22 protein-coding genes and 1 tRNA gene are annotated in these 20,251 nt (G+C 68.3%); 10 read left to right on the forward strand and 13 right to left on the reverse strand.

What is annotated here, in order from left to right; all coding sequences use genetic code 11:
- The first annotated feature begins 6 nt into the window (after positions 1-6).
- The 5 genes from Q9S36_RS19930 (at position 7) to pknB (ending at position 7,663) form a co-directional block, all read left to right on the forward strand.
- Positions 7-1,236, forward strand: a complete 1,230-nt coding sequence (locus Q9S36_RS19930) for a protein phosphatase 2C domain-containing protein (protein ID WP_311286632.1) — start codon at positions 7-9, stop codon at positions 1,234-1,236.
- Positions 1,233-2,609, forward strand: a complete 1,377-nt coding sequence (locus Q9S36_RS19935; RefSeq protein ID WP_311286633.1) for an FtsW/RodA/SpoVE family cell cycle protein — start codon at positions 1,233-1,235, stop codon at positions 2,607-2,609. The genes Q9S36_RS19930 and Q9S36_RS19935 overlap by 4 nt, the downstream gene beginning before the upstream one ends.
- Positions 2,606-4,060, forward strand: a complete 1,455-nt coding sequence (locus Q9S36_RS19940; protein ID WP_311286634.1) for a penicillin-binding transpeptidase domain-containing protein — start codon at positions 2,606-2,608, stop codon at positions 4,058-4,060. The genes Q9S36_RS19935 and Q9S36_RS19940 overlap by 4 nt, the downstream gene beginning before the upstream one ends.
- Positions 4,057-5,877: a protein kinase domain-containing protein gene (locus Q9S36_RS19945; protein ID WP_311286635.1), complete on the forward strand. Its 1,821-nt coding sequence runs from the start codon at positions 4,057-4,059 to the stop codon at positions 5,875-5,877. Before Q9S36_RS19940 ends, Q9S36_RS19945 begins: the two co-directional genes overlap by 4 nt.
- 88 nt (positions 5,878-5,965) lie before the next feature.
- Positions 5,966-7,663 (forward strand): Stk1 family PASTA domain-containing Ser/Thr kinase, encoded by a 1,698-nt coding sequence (gene pknB / locus Q9S36_RS19950; RefSeq protein ID WP_311286687.1) that lies wholly within the window; start codon positions 5,966-5,968, stop codon positions 7,661-7,663.
- Between the two features lie 9 nt (positions 7,664-7,672).
- Here the strand turns inward: pknB and Q9S36_RS19955 are convergent, their stop codons facing one another.
- Genes Q9S36_RS19955 through Q9S36_RS19965 form a run of 3 tightly spaced genes read right to left on the reverse strand, consistent with a single transcriptional unit; the run spans position 7,673 to position 9,272 of the window.
- Positions 7,673-8,311 (reverse strand): glutamine amidotransferase-related protein, encoded by a 639-nt coding sequence (locus Q9S36_RS19955; protein ID WP_311286636.1) that lies wholly within the window; start codon positions 8,309-8,311, stop codon positions 7,673-7,675.
- Positions 8,308-8,475 (reverse strand): hypothetical protein, encoded by a 168-nt coding sequence (locus Q9S36_RS19960; protein ID WP_311286638.1) that lies wholly within the window; start codon positions 8,473-8,475, stop codon positions 8,308-8,310. Before Q9S36_RS19960 ends, Q9S36_RS19955 begins: the two co-directional genes overlap by 4 nt.
- Positions 8,475-9,272 (reverse strand): class E sortase, encoded by a 798-nt coding sequence (locus tag Q9S36_RS19965; protein WP_311286639.1) that lies wholly within the window; start codon positions 9,270-9,272, stop codon positions 8,475-8,477. The genes Q9S36_RS19960 and Q9S36_RS19965 overlap by 1 nt, the downstream gene beginning before the upstream one ends.
- 55 nt (positions 9,273-9,327) lie before the next feature.
- Here Q9S36_RS19965 and Q9S36_RS19970 point away from each other — a divergent pair, with 55 nt between their 5' ends.
- Entirely contained in the window at positions 9,328-9,564 is a 237-nt protein-coding gene (locus Q9S36_RS19970) for a cell division protein CrgA (protein WP_253035455.1), read from the forward strand.
- Positions 9,565-9,642: 78 nt separating this feature from the next.
- Here Q9S36_RS19970 and Q9S36_RS19975 read toward each other — a convergent pair whose 3' ends face one another.
- Both Q9S36_RS19975 and Q9S36_RS19980 read right to left on the reverse strand, forming a co-directional pair.
- Positions 9,643-10,518 carry a rhomboid family intramembrane serine protease gene (locus Q9S36_RS19975; protein ID WP_311286640.1) on the reverse strand — a complete coding sequence of 292 codons (876 nt, stop codon included), beginning with the start codon at positions 10,516-10,518 and terminating at the stop codon, positions 9,643-9,645.
- Between the two features lie 7 nt (positions 10,519-10,525).
- Complete coding sequence (locus Q9S36_RS19980) at positions 10,526-11,083, reverse strand: peptidylprolyl isomerase (RefSeq protein ID WP_311286641.1); 558 nt, start codon at positions 11,081-11,083, stop codon at positions 10,526-10,528.
- Between the two features lie 100 nt (positions 11,084-11,183).
- On the opposite strand from Q9S36_RS19980, the gene Q9S36_RS19985 reads away from it, so the two are divergent.
- Positions 11,184-11,753 (forward strand): DNA helicase, encoded by a 570-nt coding sequence (locus Q9S36_RS19985; protein WP_253035458.1) that lies wholly within the window; start codon positions 11,184-11,186, stop codon positions 11,751-11,753.
- Entirely contained in the window at positions 11,746-12,243 is a 498-nt protein-coding gene (locus tag Q9S36_RS19990) for an aminoacyl-tRNA deacylase (RefSeq protein WP_253035459.1), read from the forward strand. Before Q9S36_RS19985 ends, Q9S36_RS19990 begins: the two co-directional genes overlap by 8 nt.
- On the opposite strand, the gene Q9S36_RS19995 is transcribed toward Q9S36_RS19990, so the two are convergent.
- The 8 genes from Q9S36_RS19995 to Q9S36_RS20030 all read right to left on the reverse strand — a co-directional run bounded on the left by Q9S36_RS19995 (position 12,234) and on the right by Q9S36_RS20030 (position 18,207).
- The gene (locus Q9S36_RS19995) at positions 12,234-12,659 is read right to left on the reverse strand and encodes an NUDIX hydrolase (RefSeq protein WP_311286642.1); all 426 of its coding nucleotides are present in this window, start codon (positions 12,657-12,659) and stop codon (positions 12,234-12,236) included. The two genes, Q9S36_RS19990 and Q9S36_RS19995, sit on opposite strands and share 10 nt — an antisense overlap.
- Before the next feature lie 235 nt (positions 12,660-12,894).
- Entirely contained in the window at positions 12,895-14,022 is a 1,128-nt protein-coding gene (gene sfnG, locus Q9S36_RS20000) for a dimethylsulfone monooxygenase SfnG (RefSeq protein WP_311286643.1), read from the reverse strand.
- Positions 14,023-14,186: 164 nt separating this feature from the next.
- Positions 14,187-14,263 (reverse strand) — tRNA-Ala (locus Q9S36_RS20005).
- A 150-nt stretch (positions 14,264-14,413) separates the two neighbouring features.
- Positions 14,414-15,112 carry an HNH endonuclease gene (locus Q9S36_RS20010; RefSeq protein ID WP_311286644.1) on the reverse strand — a complete coding sequence of 233 codons (699 nt, stop codon included), beginning with the start codon at positions 15,110-15,112 and terminating at the stop codon, positions 14,414-14,416.
- Between the two features lie 349 nt (positions 15,113-15,461).
- Complete coding sequence (locus tag Q9S36_RS20015) at positions 15,462-16,145, reverse strand: hypothetical protein (RefSeq protein ID WP_311286645.1); 684 nt, start codon at positions 16,143-16,145, stop codon at positions 15,462-15,464.
- 598 nt (positions 16,146-16,743) lie between these two features.
- Entirely contained in the window at positions 16,744-17,181 is a 438-nt protein-coding gene (locus tag Q9S36_RS20020; protein WP_311286688.1) for a helix-turn-helix domain-containing protein, read from the reverse strand.
- A gap of 35 nt (positions 17,182-17,216) precedes the next feature.
- Positions 17,217-17,774 (reverse strand): hypothetical protein, encoded by a 558-nt coding sequence (locus Q9S36_RS20025; RefSeq protein ID WP_311286646.1) that lies wholly within the window; start codon positions 17,772-17,774, stop codon positions 17,217-17,219.
- Between the two features lie 55 nt (positions 17,775-17,829).
- Positions 17,830-18,207 (reverse strand): hypothetical protein, encoded by a 378-nt coding sequence (locus tag Q9S36_RS20030; RefSeq protein WP_311286647.1) that lies wholly within the window; start codon positions 18,205-18,207, stop codon positions 17,830-17,832.
- A gap of 187 nt (positions 18,208-18,394) precedes the next feature.
- On the opposite strand from Q9S36_RS20030, the gene xerC reads away from it, so the two are divergent.
- Together xerC and Q9S36_RS20040 are read left to right on the forward strand one after the other, a co-directional pair.
- Complete coding sequence (gene xerC / locus Q9S36_RS20035; RefSeq protein ID WP_311286648.1) at positions 18,395-19,663, forward strand: tyrosine-type recombinase/integrase; 1,269 nt, start codon at positions 18,395-18,397, stop codon at positions 19,661-19,663.
- A gap of 252 nt (positions 19,664-19,915) precedes the next feature.
- Positions 19,916-20,251: a hypothetical protein gene (locus tag Q9S36_RS20040; RefSeq protein WP_311286649.1), complete on the forward strand. Its 336-nt coding sequence runs from the start codon at positions 19,916-19,918 to the stop codon at positions 20,249-20,251.

The following is a 20,251-nucleotide window of genomic DNA, read 5'->3' on the forward strand; positions in this document are numbered from 1 at the left end:
GCACCGATGGTCTTCGAGGGCTCGAGCGCCGCCATCTCGCATACCGGGAAGGTCCGCTCCAACAACCAGGACTCGGGCTTCTCGGGCTCGAACCTGTTCGTCGTCGCCGACGGCATGGGCGGGCACGCCGGCGGTGACATCGCCTCGAGCATCGCCGTCCACCACCTCGAGGGCCTCGACCACGGGTTCCCGACGCCGGCCGAAGCCGAGCGCGAGCTCCGCGAATCGATCGTCGACGCCGCCCACGTCCTCGTCGACACGGTCGCCGAGCGCCCCGAGCTCGCCGGAATGGGCACGACGGTCAGCGCCGTGCTCATGGTCGACGACTACGCCGTCATCGCCCACATTGGCGACTCCCGCGTCTACCTCTTCCGCGACGGCGTGCTGACGCAGATCACGACCGATCACACCTTCGTCCAGCGCCTCGTCGACTCGGGCCGGATCACCCCCGAAGAAGCGCGCTACCACCCGCGCCGGTCCGTCCTCATGCGCGTGCTCGGCGACATGGGCACCGATCCCGAGGTCGACGCGTTCATCATGCAGACCCAGCCGGGCGACCGGTGGCTCATTTGCTCCGACGGCCTGTGCGGCGTCGTCGACGACGCGCAGACCGCCAAGGTCCTGCGCCAGGACCTCGCCCCGGGTCGCACCGCCGACATGCTCCTGAAGCTGGCGCTGGATGCCGGTGCCCCCGACAACGTCACGATCGTCCTCGTCGACGTGGGCGGGCGGCATCCGATGTTCAGCGGCACCGCGACCGTCGTCGGGTCCGCGGCCACGCCGAAGGGCATCGAGGTCCCCGTGGCGCGCCCCGCCCGCACGGGCTGGTTCCAGACCGGACGCCAGGCGGCGAACGAGCCCAGCCACTTCGAGCCCGCGGCCGAGTACCTCGAGGAGCTCATCGAAGAGGACCGGCGCCGCGCGCGCCGGCGCCGCGTCTGGTGGTTCGTCGGCTTCATCGCGATCGTCGCGGTGCTCGCCGCGGGGGTCTTCGCCGGGTACGCCTGGACCCAGACGCGCTACTTCGTCGGCCCCGACGACGACAGCGTCGTGATCTACCGCGGCATCCAGCAGGACATCGGTCCGATCTCGCTGTCGACGCCGTACGAGGACACCGACATCCTCCTCGCGGACCTGCCCGCGTATCAGCGGCTGTCCGTGGAGCAGACCATCTCCGCCCGATCCCTCGCCGACGCCGAGGCGATCGTCGACAACCTCCGCCAGGGGACCCCATGACAGCCGCGGTAGAAACCGACACGACGGTCATCAAGGCACTCCGGAAGCTCCGGATGCCGGCGACGCAGCGCAACCGCGAGCTCGGCCTGCTCGTGTTCGCCATCATCGTCTCGACGGTCGCCGTGCTGCTCGTCCAGCTGGGCACCCGCGACGAGATCGACCCGACGTTCCTCTCGTACTGCGGATGGCTGGCGGGGCTGTCGCTGGCGCTGCACATCGTGACGCGCATCTGTGCCCGCGACGCCGACCCGTTCGTCCTGCCGATCGCGACGCTCCTCACGGGCATCGGCGTCGCGATGATCTACCGCCTCGACATCGCCGAGGACCGCGTCGGCTGGTCCTCGCTCGGGTTCCGCCAGCTCGTCTGGGCGGCGATCGCGATCGCGGGCGCCATCCTCATCGTCATCTTCCTGCGCAACTACCGGGTGCTCTTCCGGTACACGTACGTGTTCGGCCTCAGCGGCATCCTGCTACTGCTGCTCCCCTTCGTTCCGGGACTCGGCATCGAGGCGGGCGCCGACGTCTGGGTGTCGGTCGCCGGTGTCTTCTCGTTCCAGCCCGGTGAGCTCGCGAAGATCTGCCTCGCGATCTTCTTCGCCGGCTACCTCGTCCGCACCCGCGAGGCCCTCACCTCGGTCGGCACGCGCTTCCTCGGGATCACCTGGCCGCACGCCCGCCAGCTCGGGCCGCTGCTGATCGTGTGGGGTGTCTCGCTCGGGATCATCGTCCTTCAGCGCGACCTGGGTACCGGCATCCTCATCTTCGGCATGTTCATCGCGATGCTCTACGTCGCGACGGGCAAGGCGAGCTGGGCGATCCTCGGCGTCCTCCTGGCCGTCGCGGGCGCCCTGGCCGCCTCGCAGGTCCTGCCCTACGTCGCCTCCCGGTTCTCGAACTGGCTCGACGCCTTCAACCCGGACTACATCAACGGCAGCAGCTACCAGCTCGTCTCGGGCATCTTCGGCCTCGCCCACGGCGGACTCATCGGCACTGGCTGGGGCTTGGGCCGACCCGACCTGACGCCGCTCGCCCACAACGACTACATCCTCCCGAGCCTCGGTGAGGAACTCGGCCTGGTCGGCGTCTTCGCGATCCTGGCCCTGTACATGGTCTTCGTCAGCCGCGGCATCCGGATCGGCATCGCGGGTCAGGACGACTTCGGAAAGCTGCTCGCGACGGGGCTGTCGTTCACCATCGCGCTGCAGGTGTTCATCATGGTCGGCGGCGTCACCCGTCTCATCCCGCTGACGGGTCTGACGATGCCGTTCCTCGCGGCCGGCGGTTCCTCCCTCATCGCGAACTTCCTCATCATCGCGATCCTGTTGAGGATCTCGGATGCCGTCCGCTCCAGGCCCCGGGTGGTGATCGGATGACCAAGCAACTCCGTCGACTGAGCGTCGTGGTGCTCCTCATGTTCCTCAGCCTGTTCGCGGCGACGAGCGTGATCCAGGTGGCCCTTGCCGGTCAACTGAACGAGAACCCCGACAACCGGCGCACGCTGTACGACTCGTACGCGGTGCAGCGCGGCACGATCTTCGCCGGCAGCACGGCGATCGCGTCGTCCGTGCCGAGCGACGACGTCTACAGCTGGATCCGCACGTACCCGGATGCCGAGATGTGGGCGCCCGTGACCGGGTTCATCAATCCCGTCCTGCGCTCCTCGACCGGGCTCGAGTACGCGATGAACGCGGCCCTCGCCGGCACCGGCAGCCAGCAGTTCCTGACCCGACTCGACCAGATCGTGAGCGGCCAGCCGCCGCGCGGGTCGAACGTGCTCCTCTCGCTCGACCCCGCGGTGCAGAAGGTGGCGTACGACGCGCTGGACGGACTCGAGGGCGCGGTCGTCGCGATGGAGCCCGACACGGGCCGCATCCTCGCGATGGCCACCAGCCCCAGCTTCGACACCAACAAGCTCGCCTCGCACAACAGCTCGGCGGTCAACGCCGCCGATCAGGAGCTGCAGGCGGATCCGCTGCGACCGCTCACCAACCGGGTGACCCGCGAGACGGAGCCCCCCGGATCGACCTTCAAGCTCGTCGTCGCGTCGGCCGCCCTCGCCTCGGGGAAGTACACCCCCGACTCCGAGTTCGACAACCCGGCGACCTTCACGCTCCCGGGAACCAACAACGTCCTGCACAACTTCGACCGCGGCACGTGCGGACCGGGGGAGAAGACGACGCTCGAGACCGCGCTGCGGCTCAGCTGCAACATCCCCATGGCCGAGCTCGCGCTCGAGCTCGGCACCGACGCCATCCGCGAGCAGGCGCAGAAGTTCGGCTTCAACTCGGCCTTCGAGATCCCCCTCGACGTCGCCGCGTCGAGCTACCCCGAGGGCTTCGACGCGCCGCAGACCGCGCTCAGCGGCATCGGTCAGACCGACGTGCGCGCCACCCCGCTGCAGATGGCGATGGTCGCCGCCGGCATCGCGAACGACGGCGTTGTCATGAACCCGCGGATGGTCGACCGCGTCGTCGCGGCCGATCTGACGGTGCAGGAGGAGCCCGCGAACACGCAGTTCGGCGAAGCGCTGACCCCCGAGGTGGCCGAGACGATGACGACCCTGATGATCGGCAACGTCCAAAACGGTGCGGCGTCGGGTGCGAGAATAGACGGCGTCGACGTCGCCGGGAAGACCGGAACGGCGGAGCACAATCCGGGGGACCCGTACACGCTCTGGTTCACCGGTTTCGCGCCCGCAGAGGACCCGGAAGTGGTCGTCACGGTGATGGTGGAGAACGGTGGTGGGCTCGGCCAGAACGGCACGAGCAACGGGATCGCGGCCCCGATCGCGAAGAAAGTGATTGAGGCGGTGCTGAGCGAATGAGACCGACGCAGGGTGTGAGCTTCGGCGGACGGTACGAACTGGACTCGCGGATCGCGATCGGCGGCATGGGCGAGGTCTGGGAGGCCACCGACCACGTCATCGGCCGCACGGTCGCCATCAAGATCCTCAAAGACGAGTACATGGGCGACCCGGGCTTCCTCGAGCGCTTCCGCGCCGAGGCCCGTCACGCCGCGCTCGTGAACCACGAGGGCATCGCCAGCGTCTTCGACTACGGCGAGGAGAACGGCTCCGCCTTCCTCGTCATGGAGCTCGTCCCCGGCGAGGCGCTGTCGACGATCCTCGAGCGCGAGGGCGCCCTCTCGACCGACAAGACGCTCGACATCGTGGCGCAGACCGCGTCGGCGCTGCAAGCGGCCCACGCCGCGGGGCTCGTCCACCGCGACATCAAGCCCGGCAACCTGCTGATCACCCCCGACGGCCGCGTCAAGATCACCGACTTCGGCATCGCCCGCATCGCCGACCAGGTGCCGCTGACCGCGACCGGCCAGGTCATGGGAACCGTCCAGTACCTCTCGCCCGAGCAGGCGTCGGGGCACGCGGCATCCCCCTCCACCGACATCTATTCGCTCGGCATCGTCGCCTATGAACTGCTCGCGGGTCGTCGTCCGTTCACGGGTGAGTCGCAGGTCGCCATCGCGATGGCGCAGATCAACGACACCCCGCCGCCGCTGCCCGACACGGTCGCCGAGCCCGTGCAGCGCTTCGTGATGAGCATGATCGCGAAGAAGCCCGAGGACCGTCCCGCCTCGGCCTCCGCCGTCGCGCGTGCCGCCGGCGCGCTGCGTCGTGGGGACGTCGCCGGTGCCGCGGCCATCGTCCCCGCGATCGGCGGCGCCGCCGACGCGGACGCGTTCACGCAGCTGCTCACCCCGACCACGGGATCGGATGCCACGACCCGCCTCCTGCCCGCCGGCGCCGCCGCTGCGGCCGGGGCCGGTGCGGCCGCCGCCGTCGGTACGGGCACGGCCGCGCTGTCGACCGACCAGGCCTCGCCCGCGGGGACGCAGCGCAAGAAGAAGCGCAGCCCGTGGACGTGGCCGCTCGTCGCGCTCATCGTGCTGCTGACCATCGTCCTCGTGGGCTTCCTGATCACGCTGTTCATGCCGCAGGGCAACACCGCGGCTCCGAGCGACACCCCCTCGAATCCTCCGTCGAGCGCGAGCGTCCCGCCCTCCTCACCCGCGCCGACGCCCACCGAGACCGAGCCGACGACCGCGAACCCCGCGACCCTGGGGCTCGAGGGGAAGACGTGCGAGGAAGCCACCGCGATCCTCAACGACAACGGTTTCGACAACGTCGTCTGCGAGCGCGGTGCCGAGGCGGACACCGACGCGGAGGCCGGTCAGGTCTACAGCGTCGACCCGACCGGCAACGTGCGCTTCGACCGCGAGATCACGCTGCTGTACTACGCCGACGCCGCGGCGCTCGGAGTGCCCGCTGCCCCCCGCATCGAGGGTGGCAACGGCGACGGCACCGTCACCGCCGGATCGACGGTCCAGGTCATGTGGGACAGCTACACCTGCCCCGCGGGCGCTCCCACGGCGTCGAGCTACACGATGACGCTCTCGGGTGGCATCTTCGACACGAACGGCGAGTCGACGGCGAGCTTCGGCATCGACCAGCGCCCGGCGAAGATCGTCGTCGACGAGAACAGCCAGGCCCTCTCGGTGACCTACACCGTCACGTGCACGGGCGAGAGCACCGAGCGCGAGTCGGGGAGCTCCCCCGAGGCGTCCGCGTCGATCGTGCCCGCGCCCGAGGAGACCCCGCCGGCCGACGGCGAGGGCGACGGCTGACCACGACCGCTTTCAGCGGGCTTTCGAGCGGGGTCGGATAGGCTGTCCGGGTTCCATTCCGGGGAGTGATGTGTCCGTTCAGCAACGCGTGCTTTCGGGCCGCTACCGCGTCGATGACCTCATCGGCCGAGGCGGCATGGCTTCGGTGTACCGCGGGCAGGACCTCACCCTCGGGCGCGACGTCGCCATCAAGATCCTCGAGCCCGATCTCGCCGCCGACGGCGCGTTCCGCACGCGGTTCCGCCTCGAGGCGCAGTCCGCGTCGCGCATGTCGCACCCTGCGATCGTCCGGGTCTTCGACGCCGGTGAGGAGACGAGGACGGATGCCGCGGGTCAGCCGCATCCCGAACCGTACATCGTCATGGAGCTCGTCTCGGGGCGCCTGCTGAAGGACATCATCAGCGAGGGTCCCGTCCCGATCGAGGACGCCCTGCGCTACACCGACGGCATCCTCGAAGCCCTCGAGTACTCCCACCGGGCCGGCGTCGTCCACCGCGACATCAAGCCCGGCAACGTGATGGTGACGGATGCCGGTCAGGTGAAGGTCATGGACTTCGGCATCGCGCGCGCCGTGTCGGACTCGTCGTCGACGGTCGCCGAGACCACCGCGATCATCGGAACCGCGTCGTACTTCTCGCCCGAGATGGCCAAGGGCGACCCTGTGGACGCCCGCGCCGACATCTACTCGGCCGGCATCGTCCTCTACGAACTGCTGACGGGGCAGCCGCCGTTCCGCGGCGAGAACCCGATCGCGGTCGCGTATCAGCACGTGTCCGAGGCGCCCGTCCCGCCGTCCGAGGTGGTCGAGACCGTGCCGCGGTCGCTCGACGCCCTCGTGCTGCGCGCGCTCGCGAAGGACCCGTTCCAGCGGCCGCAGACCGCCGTCGCCTTCCGCGACGCCCTCGCCGCCGCGACCGGCCGCAAGGCGCCGAGCAAGCGACGCGTCGAGCACCTCAGCAACGAGCTGTACGGACCCGACCCGAAGCAGGCGGCCGAGACGGCGCGGTCGCTGCGCCAACTGACGAGCGACGACACGATGCGCCGCACGCAGGCCGGGCCACCCGTCGCGTGGGTGTGGGCCGGCATCGCGATGCTCGCCGTGCTGCTCGTGTCGGTCTTCATCTGGGTGAACACGATCCGCCCGGAGGAGGGGACCGTCACCCCGAACGCGCTCACCGTCCCCGACGTCGTGACGATGACCTGGGACCGCGCGCAGGAGGTCCTCGGCAAGGACCAGCTCGAGCCGCTGCAGGTCGGCGAGACGAGCGCCGACGTCCCCGAGGGCGCCGTGGTGCGCACCGACCCCGCGGCCGGCACCACCGTCGCACCGGGAGACCAGGTCACCGTGTACGTCTCGGAGGGTGTCGAGATGGCCGCCATCCCCACCCTCGCCAATCTGACGGTCGACGAGGTGACGACCGCCCTCGAGCAGGAGGGCCTCACGCTCGGTTCGATCACGCGACGCAACGACCCCGCCCTGGCGGCCGATGTCGTGATCAGCGGATCCGTGGACGGCGCGCCCGTGACCGCTGGCGAAGAGGTCCCCCTCGACACTGCCGTCGACCTCGTCGTCGCCACCGGCACCGTCACCGTCGAGGACTTCGCGCTGAACTACACGGTCGACAAGGCCGCCGAGATCCTCAGCTCGGACGAGTACCGCCTCGAGCCCGTCGTCCAGGAGGATGCTTCGTGCCCGGCCACCGACCCGCGGATGGTCAAAGTCCAGTCGGCGATCGGCGAGGTGCCCGTGGGCTCTGAGATCGTCCTCACGACCTGCAGCGGCTGACCCGGTCGATCACACCACGCTCCGGTGCGGCGAGAGCCCGGCGCCTCGCGCCGCGGCATCCGTCACTCCGACGCCCTCCAGCCACGTGCCCAGCAGCTGGTAGCCGCCCTCGCTCAGCACGCTCTCGGGATGGAACTGCACACCCTCGATCGGCAGCGACCGATGGGCGAGGCCCATGACCGTTCCGGACGCGGTCCACGCCGTCACGCGCAGCTCCGCCGGAACACTGCTCCGCTCGACTGTGAGCGAGTGGTACCGCGTCGCGGTGAAGGGATCCGGCAACCCGGCGAACACGCCCGCCCCCTCGTGGTGCACGGCCGACGTCCGCCCGTGCATGAGATCGGGTGCGTGAGAGACCACGCCGCCGAACGCCGCGGCGATGGCCTGGTGTCCGAGGCAGACGCCCAGCAGGGGTGTCGCCGTCCTCGCACACCGGCGGACGACCTCGATCGATGCGCCCGCGTCCTCCGGCGTGCCGGGGCCGGGAGAGATCACGACGCCGTCGGCATCGTCCATCCGGGAGAGGACGTCGGCGGCATCCGATTCGACCATCTCGACGTCGGCACCCAACTCGGCGAGGTACCCGATCAGGGTGTGGACGAAACTGTCGTGGTTGTCGACGACGAGGACACGGATGCCGCTGGTCACCCGCCGCCGCCGACGGTGGACTCCTCGTTCGGCCACAGCGTCTGGAAGACCCATGGAAACGCGTAGTAGAAGAGCAGGTACAGGATGATCGCGGCCAGCACGATCAGGATCAGCACCCGCACCCACCACGGACCGGGCAGCACACGCCAGAGAGCCGCGTACATCAGGCGCCCACCCCGCCGGTCAGCGACGCCGGCGGTCCGTCGGCGGTCGGGGTGAACTCGTCGAACACGGCGTAGGCGATGATGCGCTCCAGGGAGTTCAGTTTCGGCGCGCAGCTGGTGAGCGTCAGGTATCGGCCGTTGGCCTCGACGTCCGGCTGATTGGGGACGGGGAGCAGCACCTGCACCTGCGTCTCCTGCACGTACTCGAGCGAGCGGAACCGGTAGGTGTACCAGCCCGCCTTCGTCTGGATGACGATCGCGTCGCCGATGACCAAGCGGTCGATGGGGTCGAAGGGGGCCCCGGAGGTCCAGCGATGCGCGGCGTACGCGGTGTTCCCGACCGCGCCGGGCATCGCGGTGTCGGGGTAGTGCCCGATCTCCCCGCGATCGAGGATGTCGGGCCGCGTGATGCCGGAGGCGATCTTGAACTGCCAGTTCGCCCCGAACCGCGGCACCTTCATGATCCCGAACACGTCACCGTGCGACTGGTCGCCGAGGACGGGAATCGCCGCCGGGGACCCGGGCTCGGCCGTCGCGTCGGGCGCGGGTGTCTCGGACGGTGCCGGCTCCTCCTGCGCCTCGTTCGCCCATTCGTCGGCGAGCGCCTGCGCCGCCGCGTGCTGCTCGCTCTGCACGATGGCGTCACCGATCCAGGTGTGCCAGGAGACGTAGAGCAGCGTCAGCACGCCGAACGTGAGGAGGATCTCGCCGAGGACGCTCGCAACCGTGGCGCGACGACGAGGACGCAGGCGACGGGAACGTCGGGTGGGATGCTCCGTGGGCGAGGAGTCGGTCACGATCGGAGTTTAGCCAGCGAAGGCTGAATCCGGGCTGGCAGGTAGACTTCCCTCCATGGCACGTGGAGACAAGGACGACGACCGACTCGTCCAGACCGAGGGCGAAGCCGCCCCCAACCCCGTCTGGTTCAAGCCGATCATGCTCGGGCTGATGCTCATCGGTCTGATCTGGATCATCGTCTTCTACCTGAGCGGCCAGGCCTTCCCGATCCCCGAGATCGGACCGTGGAACCTCGCGATCGGCTTCGGCATCGCGTTCATCGGGTTCCTCATGACAACGCGCTGGCGCTGAGCCTGCGGCATCCCTCTGCCCCGGCGGGAATTACACCCGTGTGATTCATCCCCACCTGGGGATGAACCTGTGGATAACTCAGAGGTAAAGCAGACCGGGTACCGTGACCGCCAGGGCGACGAGGCCGAGGCCGATCACGACGAGCAGGAGCGCCTGCAGCTTCTGACGGTTCTGCGCGCGGGTGCGTGCGAACACGAACCCAACCAGCAGGCCGACGAGGCCACCACCGATGTGGGACTGCCACGAGACCCCGGCGCCAACGAACGAGAACACCAGGTTGATCCCGAGCAGGATCGCGATCGGCAGGATGTTCGCACCGACGTGGCGGCCGATGATGAGCATCGCCGTCAGCAGTCCCCACACGGCACCGGACGCGCCGACGACCGCCGAGCCCGGCGCGATGAGCGCCACGAGGACCGACCCGCCGATCGCACTCAGAACATAGAGGGCGAGGAAGCGGGCTTTGCCGAGCAGGGGCTCGAGGCTGCGTCCGAGCGCCCACAGCGCGAGCATGTTGAGGGCGACGTGGAACGGCAGCGGTGTCGAGTGCACGAGGGCCACCGTCACCATCCGCCAGGGCTCGAAGGGCGCACCGGTGCCCGGCACGACATACGGCGGGGCGAAGGCGAGTGCACCCGTGACCGCACCGCCGACGACGGGGATCAGCTGCACCAGGTAGACCGCGACCGTGACGATCATGATGGCGTAGGTGACGATGGGGCGGTCGCTGCGCATCTTGCGTGCGAACCGCCCCGGCATCCGCCTCACCTCGGCCGACCGCGCGCCCTTCTGCTGCTCCGCCAGGCACTCCGGGCAGATGACCCCCACCGGAAGCGGGGTCTGGCACTCGGGGCAGATGGTGCGGAGGCATCGCTGGCAGAGCACGAAGCTCTGACGGTCGGGATGCCGGTAGCAGAAGTTGTCCGGATTGGTCCGGGGGTCGGCCGAGGTCACGAAGGGATCAGGCCTCGGCGATGTCGATCGACGAGATGACGACGGGCTCGAGCGGACGGTCCTGCGCCCCGGTCGGGACGGCGCTGATGGCGTCGACCACCTTGCGGGAGGCGTCATCGGCGACCTCGCCGAAGATCGTGTGCTTGCCGTTGAGCCACGGGGTCGGGTCGGTCGTGATGAAGAACTGCGACCCGTTGGTGCCCTCGGCCTTGCCCGTGATGGCGTTGCGGCGCAGGCCCGCGTTCGCCATGGCGAGGAGGTAGGGCTTGCTGAAGGTCAGCTCGGGGCTGATCTCGTCGTCGAAGTTGTAGCCCGGTCCGCCGACGCCCTGACCGAGCGGGTCGCCGCCCTGGATCATGAAGCCCGGGATGATGCGGTGGAAGATGACGTCGGTGTAGAGGGGACCCTCGCCCGGCTTGCCGGTGGCGGGGTGCGTCCACGCCTGGGATCCGTCGGCGAGGCCGATGAAGTTCTTGACGGTGCGCGGCGCCTGGTCGCCGAACAGGTTGACGACGATGTCGCCGTGGGTGGTGTGCAGGGTTGCGACAGCGGAGTGAATCGGCATACCCATCATCCTCTCACTTGCAACCCCCCTCACAGCCTGAATGCGTCTGGCAGTATGGACCCACTACGTCCCCGGATGAACCCCGAAAAGGGAGGGCCCCGTGAGCCTCAACCGCAAGACCAAGAAGGAACTCCGCAAGCTGCAGAAGCAGGCTGCGAATCTCTGGGAGTCCCAGCAGGTGCTGGTCGGCCAGGCCGGTGAGGTCGCCCGCGAGGCGGGTCGCCAGCTCGGCAAGTACAACCACGACCACGTGGTGCCCGCCGCCAAGCACTCCTACGAGCGGTACGCCGCTCCCTACGTCGACCGCGGTGTCGAGACCGGACGCAAGGTGCTCAACGGCGCCCTCGTCCCCGCCGCGGGAGCCGTCGTCGGTACCGCCCTGTCGGTGTGGGACGTCGCCAACGACAAGCGTCTCCGTCTGGCGAAGGGCAAGGGGCTCGGCGGCTTCGACGCCGACGACTTCCGCAAGAAGGCGAAGAAGGCCGGCAAGAAGGCGACGAAGAAGCTCAGCGTCCCCGAGAAGAAGAGCGGCCCGAGCGCCGGCGGCGTCCTCGCCCTCATCCTCGGCATTGCCGCGGCCGCCGGTGTGCTCTACGCCGCGTGGCAGACGCTGCGTGCCGACGACGAGCTGTGGGTGGCGGACGACCCGCTGCGTGCACCGGATGCCTGAATCCACGCCCGTACCGTCGGAGCGCGTCGCTGAAGCGGCGCGCTCCCGGTCTTTGTCGGTGGAGTTCGTCGCCCGGCCGGCCGCGGGGAGTCTCGAGGAAGCCGCACGGCTGCTGGGTCTCGCGGCATCCGACATCGTGAAGACCCTCGTCGTCAAGCGCAGCGACGACACCTACCTGTTCGCCCTCATCCCGGGCCATCGCGCCATCTCGTGGCCGAAGCTGCGGGCCGTGGTCGGTGTGAACAAACTGCGGCTGCCCGAACCGGAGCTCGCGCTCGCGGCGACGGGGTTCGAGCGCGGCACGATCACACCGATCGGCAGCACGACGGACTGGCCCGTCTACGCGGACGAGACCATCACGGGTCGACGGATCGCGATGGGAGCCGGCGCCCACGGCTTCAGCCTCTTCGTCGACGCCGACGACCTCATCCGTGCTTACGGCGCGACGGTCGCCGACATCTCGCAGGCGATGGGCGAGCGTCAGGCCTGAGGCAGCAGCCCCGCCATCCGCAGGGCGGTGTCCACGAGACCGACCCGGGTCAGCGCCGGGACGTCGCTGAGCGGGAACCACGCCGCCTCGTCGGTCGATCCGTCCTTCTCATTGCGGAGGTCGCCGCCGACGATGTGCGCGCGGTAGAGGATGCGGAGCGCCTGGATGGGCCCTTCGCCGTGCAGCCGGTCCTTGGCGGCGATCACCTGCGAGTCGGTGCCGAGGATGCCGTCGAGTTCCACGTGGAACCCCGTCTCCTCGAAGACCTCGCGCACCGCGGCATCCTTCGGATCCTCGCCGGGATCGATGCCCCCGCCGGGCATGGTCCACGCGGGTCTCGTGGGGCTGTTCCAGTGAGCGAGCAGGATGCGGTCCCCGTCGGTGATGACGGCGTACGCGGCGACGCGGATGTCCACGCGTTCACCCTACGCGCCACCTCGACGCGGGGGGACTGCCTGGGGTGCGAGCTCCCCAACCACGCACCCCAGGCCCTGTCGCGCAGAGCCCCCAGAAACTCCGCGTCCCCCAGCGGAGTTGCTGCTCACGATGGATCCGAGCTTCGGGTGGTCGTCTCCAACGGCGACACCATTCATGGTGTCGGGTGCGGCGCAAGCGAAGCGCAACATCACCTCAAGATCAGCGCAAGATTCCTCACACCTCGGCGTGGTGACGCTGCGCAACCCCCGTCTGAGCCTCGAGTTCGCGCACCAGAGGGATGACCTTCTCGCCGAACTGCTCGAGCTCCTCCTGGAAGTGCAGGAAGCCGAGGAGGAGGAGGTCGACCCCGCGCCGGCGGTACTCGACGATGCGTCGGGCGACCTGCTCGGGTGTGCCGATGAGCTGCGTCCGGAACCCGTCGTTGTACTGGACGAGGTCCTCGAAGCTCGAGTCCGCCCACATCCCCTTGCGGTCTGCGGTCGCCGGACCCGCCTGCTGGACCGACGTCCGGAAGCCCTCCACGGCCTCGGTATCGGCCTTGGCGATGATCTCGCGCAACTGCTCGCGCGCCTCGGCCTCGGTGTCGCGCACGATCGCGAAGCCGTTCAGGCCGAACCGCACGCGGCGTCCGTGCTCCGCCGCGATGCGGGTGACCTCGTCGTACTGCTCGGTGAAGCCGTCGAAGTCCTTGCCGTTGGAGAAGTACCAGTCCGCGTAGGCGCCGCCGTTGAAACGCGCCGCCGTCGAGTTGCCGCCCTGGAAGATCTCCGGATGCGGTCGCCCGGGCACCGGGTAGGGTCCGGGCCGCAGAGTGAAGTCGTTCACCCGGTAGAAGTCGCCCGCGAACCGGACGTTCTCCTCGGTCAGCAGTTTGCGCAGGACCTGCAGGAACTCGCCCGACCGCCGGTAGCGCTCGTCGTGGTCGAGCCAGGGGAGTCCGAGCTTGGTGAACTCGTCCTTGAACCAGCCCGACACGACGTTGACGGCCGCGCGACCCTTCGAGAAGTTGTCGGCCGTGAGGAGGAACTTCGCGAGGACCGCCGGCTCCCACAGGCCCGGGTGCACCGCCGCGATGACCTTCAGCTTCTCGGTCGCAAGGAGCAGGGCGAGGCTCGTCGACGTCGACTCGTGCTGCTGCGCCGCGCCGTAGCTCGACAGGTACCGCACCTGACTGAGCGCGTACTCGAAGCCGACGCGCTCGGCCGTGCGGGCCAGTTCGATGTTGTAGTCCAGGTCGAACGAGGTCCGCTGCTGGATCGAGGACACCACCAGTCCGCCCGACACGTTGGGCACCCAATACGCGAACTTCGTGGGCTCGAAACCCGCCGTCGTCTCCGTCATCATCCGCTCCGTTCCGCCTCGCTCCGAGGACTGTGCGAACGAATCTCCGCCATGGCCGCAGGGGTGTCAAAGAAGACGACGATCCGTGTCGCGGCGTGACGGGATGTGACGACCGGGGATGCGCGAGACGCCGGACCCCGTGGGGAACCGGCGTTTCTGGAATGTGGAGCCTAGGAGATTCGAACTCCTGACATCCTGCTTGCAAAGCAGGAAAACCGCCTCGCCCGATGCCTCAGATTCCCGCGGAACCGTGCGGATCCGGGTCCTCGTTCGTACAACCAGAGACAACCGAAATAAGGCACGTACAACCCCCTAATGGCACGACTCTGGCACGAGAATGAGCCCGAAGAGCGATCGCCCGTGAGCCTCGACGCGACGCCGGAGAGGGGGCTCAGCCGCCGGGTCGGAGGAGCACCCGCACCTCGTCGGGCGTGATCCATCGTCCGCGGTGACACATGCGGTGACAGTTGGCGCAAAGGAGTGCGAGATCCTCGAGCCGGGTCGTCGTCGCCCCAGTCACATGCAGGGGACGGATGTGGTGAACCTCCACATATCCCTCCCCACGCTCGCCATAGGTGACGCCGAAGTCGAAGCCGCAGACCTCGCACGCCGTGGTGCCTCCAGCGGCGAGCACAGCGCGAATCTTCCGAGAGCGGAGGCCACGGTCACGCTCTCGCCTGCGAGCGAGATGCTCCAGGATGCCGCCCTCGCGGGCTTCGGGCTCCTCCTCGTCGTTGGCCGCTGGCAGAGTCTCGCCAGCCTCAAGGGCTGCGCGGATAGCCGCCGCGCGTGCCTGCATCCCTGCGGTGTCCTCGCGGAATGCGGCGATGATGGGAGCGTCGAGACGACCGCCTCGGGTCGGTGTGCCCTCGTAGTGCTCGTCAGCGGTGGACAGGTCGTAGGTCTTCCGCTGGATACTCGACGGGCTCCGAAAGTTCGCCGGGAGATCCTCGCCCTCGTGAAGTTGGCCGCGGCGAAGGAGAGCGGATAGGGCCTGAGCATCCGGGGATGCTGCGCGCACGCCGGTCCAGCCGTTCCCGCTCACCAGGTCAGCAGCGAGCACCAATTCGTCGTAGACCCAATCGACCATCAGACGGCCCGGTCGAGGGGGAGATCCGCAATGTCTCGGAGCCGCATGCCCACCCAACCTTTCCTCGCTCACGAGGTTACCGGCCCCCCTCCGACACTCGCCTGACCGACATGGACGGTTGGGCCTGACGATCGGCTCGTGGCCCCTGGCTCTTGCAAGATGGCGCACCTAGGGAACAAAGATAGGATTCTCCTAAGCCCGCGATGCTCTCAGAGCCGTATGCACGATCGAATCCGTCTTCGGGGCACGAGGAGGCACCAGAGCGAGGAAACTCTCTCAGATGGCCGCTGAGAGCCGTTCCGGGGGCGATCGAGGCGTCTAGCCACGTCGCCCCCGGTCGTCGGATCGCTCAGGCGTCCACAGGCGTACGCTCCAGGGCCTCCACGAGACGGGGGATCATCCCCGACTCCGGCACCGGGGCGTGCGTTGCATCGCCGTCCACGAGGAGGTCGAACGCGACCGGGTCCGCCTGGCGCAGGAGAACGAGGCCCTCGAACGGGATCTCGCCCGTCGCGCTCAGACCTTCCAGGATCGTCCGCCATGCCACGGCCGGCGCGTTCGCTCGCTCGATGACCGCGACCCGCTCAGCAGCAGGGTCCACCTCGACGAGACGATCCCACACTGCCCCCCGGACGAAGTCCACGACCTCCTCAGGCCGCGAGTCGTTCAGGACCTCGGGCATCGTTTCCAGTCCGTCGAGGATCGCAGCGAGGCGCGCGCGGTCAGCGTCCGCGATGATGCGCGGCAGATCGCGGCCCGCGTCGAGGAGAGCCCGCACCTTCGACCACTGATGAGCCTGAAGTGCGATGTCGTCGGCACTCTTCGGGGCGAGCGCGTCGAGGACGGGCTGACGGTCAGGAGCAGTGGGCTCCGCGGGCATCAGCCCTGCGAGACGCTCCCGGATCGCTTCGATCTCCCGTCGCTGGCGAGCACGGAGGCCCTCCGGCGTGAGGTGCGGGTCCCGGATGAGCGCCGTCGCGAGGAGGTCGGCGCGAGCCTGGACGGTGGACTGGATGAGCGTCGCGGTAGTCACGAGCGCCCCCTTTCGGTGTTGTCGGTGCTCACGATGTGAGCGATGGACCCCACCCGCAGGTGGGAGGTGTTGCGTCCGAGGCGGTTGCAGCCTCGGCAGGTGCCCTTCGAGTCGGTGCCCCAGACAGCCCGGACATGTCCGTGAGGGCAGAGCGTCCAGTTGCCGCCGTGGTCGAGTTGCGCGTTGTGCCGTGCGCACGCGGGGCCGTAGGCGTCGAGGTCGGTGCTGAGCCTCACCGGCTTGCCGTGGGAGTTGACGACGATGTGAGTGGGGTGGTCAAGGAGTGCCCAGCCTGACGACGGACGTTCGCATGTCGGGTGCGAGCACGGGAGGCCCACCGCAGACCCGCGGATCTTCACGAGACGGTGATGCACTCCGTCGTAGGTCACAGTCATCGCGGCCCCCTCTCTCCGTCTCGTGCGCTGATCCGGCGCGCGCCCGCTTCCATGCGGACCGCAGCCACGTACCCCTCCACGACATCCCGCTGATCCGGGGAGAGTGAGGAGAGGGCGGCGAGGTAGGCGTCGTGGAGATCCCGCTGGCGCTGCTTCGCCAGGGCCAGGGACGCGTGTTCGCGGGGTGGGCTGTAGACCATCGGTCAACCCTCCGGGCTCTCAGCGTCACCGAAGACGAGACGATCGAGGAGCCCGCCCACCTGCTCCAGGCCCTGCGCGCGGGCAGCATCGAGGTTGAGGAGTCGCGCACGGCGCTCCATCACCTTCAGGCACGTCTCGGCGGAACGCACGTCGCCGCTCACCGCGGCATGGAAGTGGCCGCGGAAGATCGCATCGAGTCGGTCGAGTTCGAGACTGCGCAGTTCGTCGGCGTCCTCCCGTGGGATCGCGGCGATGGCGTCCTTCATCCACGCGTACACGGTCGAGGGGTGCACCTTTAGCCGGGTAGCGATGGCGTCCACACCTACGCCTGCGCGGCGGAGAGCGATCGCTTCCTGGCGCCGGGTGGCACGCTCGATCGTCGTCGCACGTCGTGGACGGGGAAGGTCGCCCAGCAGGTACTCGTTGGGGTCGGGGGTCATGGCGCTCACAGCGCCTCCTCTCGGTGGTGATGTACTCATGCGGGGATCTCCCGCACGGGCCACTCGGTCACAGGCGCAGCCGAGGGTGAGGAGTCCAACTCGTCGGCCAGATCGCTGAGGCGGCGGAAGCGCTCATCGGGGCTCTCGCGCAGCGGGCGGCCCTCGCGCGCGCCCACGCGCGTACTTCCAGCGTTGTCACCAGAGGTCCTAGCCGGTCCTGGCCTAGCCTCAGCCTCAGCCTCTCCTCTCCTATGTGACTTCCCGGTCACGTAACCGGTTACTCCATCGCGCTCTCGGGCCCGCTGACGATGCGCCTGCTGCTTCAGCCGGTTGCGTTCGCGCTGGTGCTCCACATCCGCTGCAAGAGACTGCGTGCGCTCCCAGCCCTTGACCCGGTAGTCGTCACCTTCGGCCTCCCACAGCCCGACGCTCACGAGCGCCTCCGCATTCGCTACGGTCCCGCCGTTCGGATGAAGGAGCGTGAGCATGTGACGCGGGATCAGTCCGTCCGTCCCCTGCTCAGCGCTCCACATGAGAGCCCACGAGAAGACGGTCCAGAGATCGGCGCCGAGCGCGCGGACGGCGGGATCCATCAGCCATCGGCCAGGGAGTCTTGCATCGGTCATCGGTGGCTCAACCTCCTTAGCGTCAGCGTGCGGTGATAGCGAGCACGTCCTCGGTGCTCGTTCCTGTCGCCGCTGCATAAGCGCCGAGGATCGCGGCCTCGCTCGCGGGATCCGCGCCCGCAACAAGGGTGGGCGGGGTCAACGGGAATCCCATCGACTCCAGGAGAGGTGCCACGAGGACCTGCAACTTGCGACCGTCTCGCTGGACCTCAACGCGCCCCTCGTTGACGTTCGCGTAGGCCCTCGGGCGGGATACGCCGATGAGGAGTGCGTAGTCGTCAACCGAGATGGTCGGGATCGGATAGGTCCGCAGGGACGCGAGCAGGGTAGCGCGCTGGACGGTGCGTGAAAGATCGGGCATCGGAGCCTCCGGGGTCGCAAACGGATTCGTCTGGTCCACCGGACGCCTGGCCCTGTAGTGGGAAAGGACGCCTGGCCCTCTCGTTGCACCCCAAGATACACACTTCTATGCCACTACACTTCATTACACGGCAGAGGATTTTGCATCCGACCTGCGCAAAAGTGCCATCTTGTCACCCTGACTTTGGTGACAGAGTGTCACCGGCACCGCGATGAAGGAGCCCCAGATGGGTGAGCAGAAGCAGAAGAAGAATCGGGCACCGTTCGGCAGTGTCCGAAAGTTGCCGAGCGGCCGGTGGCAGGCCCGATATCCCGACCTCAGCGCTGGGCGTGTCATGACCGCTCCGAGCACATTCGCCACCAAACGAGAGGCTCTCGACCACATCGCCGGGGTCCGAGCAGACCGCATTCGGGGCACGTACCGAGATCACCGTGCCGGGTTGACGCCCTTTGGCGAGTATGCGCGTGAGTGGATCGCGAACGGCGGCACGAGGGGACAGTTTGCCCCCAAAACGAAGGCGAATAACGAGGACCTCCTGGCAGGACTCCTCCTCCCGTTCCACGACCGGGCGCTCTCAGCGATCACCCCCGCGGACGTACGCACCTGGTACACCCGCAGCCGGAAAGAGTTGGCCGATGCTGGGCGCGAGCGCGCCGCGGCATCTCACGCGCGGGCCATCGCTGACGCGCGGAAGCGGGGCCTACCGCTCCCACCCGCACCCGTCGCGCAGACCGGCGAATCCCGACTCCGCCAGGGCTACACGCTCCTCCGCTCCATCCTCGCCACCGCGGTCAAGGACGGGCTGATTGGCTCTAACCCGTGCCAGATCGGGGGCGCCGGATCTGTGAAGCACCCGGAGCGTCCCCTTCTCACGCCCGACATGCTCGGCACCATCGTGGAGGAGATGCCCGACCAGTGGGCGCTCCCCATCCGTGTCATGTTCGGTGCTCACCTGCGTCTCGGGGAACTCATCGCCCTCCAACGGGGTGACTATGCAGATGGAGTGCTGAAGGTCGAGCGTCAGACGACGCTCGTGAACGGCAAGCCCGTGACGACCAAGACGAAGACGGGGAATGTGCGCCGTGTGAAGTTGCCGCCGCGCATCGCAGCGGAGGTCGAGGCGCACCTGGCTGCATCGAAGGGGTTCGCTCGTTCCCCCATGTTCCTACGGGCCGATGGAGAGCCGATCACGAACCACGCATTCGGGCAGGCGTGGAGGAGAGCGGCACGAAGGGTTAGCCTCGGGCAGTTTCACCCGCACGACGTCCGTCACGCGGGGCTCACGATGGCGGCGCAGAGCGGAGCGACGACGCGCGAACTCATGGCGCGCGCTGGGCACTCGACAGCGCGGGCCGCGCTCATCTACCAACACGCGGCCGAAGAGCGGGACGCATTCATTGCAGCAGCGCTGGACGGGCCAGTTGGCGGCGTCAGCGCCCCCGAGGACACGGTGTCAGAGCAGCCGCAGGTGGCCGGTGTCGCGGGTCACGCCTGATAGATTCAGGCGACAATACGGAAGGCGAACGGTGTCCACCGAGGCGTTGCCGCAGAACTATCTCCAGCACCTGATTGGTGAGTACAGGCAGGCTGGATGGAGAGTGTCCGGAGTGCGTCCGATACTGAAGGCGATCTGCCCTTGCTCAGAGGTTCACATCACCTACTTACGCGCGGGGAATTTAACGCGTGAGTATGTGATGTACAAGATCCATTGGCTCTTCAACGAGTCCTGCTACAGTCGCGCTTAGAGGTGAGGAACACCATGAAAATTCGAGTTACCTCCCAGTTCACAGTCACAACGGACGACGACCTCGCTAACCATCTGGACGCGCTCATTAGATCGCTCGTCGAGATCGAGGGTCGCAACCGCGACGTTTCGGAGTCGGACGTATCCGCTGTCCTGTCACGCGGCGTCGTTGAGATGAGTACGGTCATCGCGACCGACTCATGGGAGTCTGCGGACCTTCGTGCAGAGGGAGTCTTCGAAGAGGCCATCCGTCTGGCTGGGGGTCGAATTGACGGCTCCGGCAGCGCCGACGCCGACTTGACCGCCCGAATCCGCAGCACTGAGATGGTCCCTGCCTGA

The sequence above is a fragment of the Microbacterium sp. ARD31 genome (assembly GCF_031844425.1).